The sequence below is a fragment of the Pseudomonas sp. 50_B genome (assembly GCF_017491625.1).
GTDB classification, from domain to species: domain Bacteria; phylum Pseudomonadota; class Gammaproteobacteria; order Pseudomonadales; family Pseudomonadaceae; genus Aquipseudomonas; species Aquipseudomonas danubii.
In genome coordinates this window covers 1-427 of record NZ_JAFGYX010000184.1, presented here as the reverse complement: position 1 = coordinate 427, position 427 = coordinate 1, and the positions used below count along the sequence as shown (strand labels likewise).

Annotated in this window: 3 tRNA genes; all 3 read right to left on the bottom strand. The window is 57.8% G+C overall.

Features of this window, described 5'->3' with window-relative positions:
- Window positions 1-44: 44 nt before the first annotated feature.
- A tRNA-Ala gene (locus J5M73_RS31530) sits at window positions 45-120 on the bottom strand.
- 52 nt (window positions 121-172) lie between these two features.
- Window positions 173-248: transfer RNA gene (locus J5M73_RS31525), tRNA-Glu, on the bottom strand.
- A gap of 78 nt (window positions 249-326) precedes the next feature.
- Window positions 327-402 (bottom strand) — tRNA-Ala (locus J5M73_RS31520).
- Window positions 403-427 lie beyond the last annotated feature (25 nt).

Sequence of the window (427 nt, the reverse complement as noted above, 5' to 3'; positions counted from 1 at the left end):
CTGATCGATTCAAGGCCGGTGTGGCCAGGCCTTGAACTGTAAATTGGTGGAGCTAGACGGGATCGAACCGTCGACCTCTTGCATGCCATGCAAGCGCTCTCCCAGCTGAGCTATAGCCCCGGATTTTCGCCTCGCGGCGCAGCGATATCTTGCAACATCGCTTGTGTGAAACTGGCGTCCCCTAGGGGACTCGAACCCCTGTTACCGCCGTGAAAGGGCGGTGTCCTAGGCCACTAGACGAAGGGGACGCATACCCTTCTAACAGTTGATCAGTGCTGAGTACTGATCGATTCAAGGCCGGTGTGGCCAGGCCTTGAACTGTAAATTGGTGGAGCTAGACGGGATCGAACCGTCGACCTCTTGCATGCCATGCAAGCGCTCTCCCAGCTGAGCTATAGCCCCGGATTTTCGCCTCGCGGCGCAGCGA